Source organism: Mesorhizobium sp. M7A.F.Ca.CA.001.08.2.1, assembly GCF_003998455.1.
In the GTDB taxonomy this organism is placed as follows: Bacteria; Pseudomonadota; Alphaproteobacteria; order Rhizobiales; family Rhizobiaceae; genus Mesorhizobium; species Mesorhizobium ciceri.
The window spans coordinates 1-589 of sequence record NZ_RZPW01001405.1; the positions used below are offsets into that span (position 1 = coordinate 1).

A 589-nucleotide genomic window follows, 5' to 3' on the forward strand; every position below is an offset into this window, starting at 1 on the left:
AACCGAGCCGGCGCCAAACGCCGCGTCAACGGCGGTCTCGATCTCGTCGGCTGCTTCCAGGCAGGCCTCGCTGCTATGGCGGGCGCCGAGCCAGTCGAGCATCATGGCGGTCGACAGGATCATCGCGACCGGATTGGCGATGCCCTGGCCGGCAATGTCGGGCGCGGTGCCATGGCAGGGCTGGAACAAAGCGTGGTCGTCGCCGATATCGGCCGACGGCGCGAAGCCCATTCCGCCGACGAGCCCGGCCCCCAGGTCCGACAGGATGTCGCCGAACATGTTCTCGGTGACCATCACGTCGAAATCCCACGGCCGGCGGATGAGGTCGAGCGCGGTGGCGTCGATCGAATGCTGGGCCGCCGTGACGTCGGGATGCTGCGAGGCGACCTCGAAGAAGATCTTGCGCATGAAGGCGAACGACCGGAACACGTTTGACTTGTCGATGAGCGTCACCGTGCCCTTGCGCTTGCGCCGCCGGGCGCGTCGCTCGGCGAGCTTGAAGGAGAAGTGCGACACCCGCTCGGTGACGTCGCGCGTGATCCGCATCGTGTCGGTGGCGACCTTGTCGTCGGTCACGATGCCCTTGCCG

1 protein-coding gene is annotated in these 589 nt (G+C 67.1%); it reads right to left on the reverse strand.

Annotated features, from left to right (window positions below):
- The coding region (locus EN914_RS37670; RefSeq protein ID WP_348631988.1) for an isocitrate/isopropylmalate family dehydrogenase at positions 1 to 576 on the reverse strand (576 nt) is incomplete at its 3' end.
- Positions 577 to 589 lie beyond the last annotated feature (13 nt).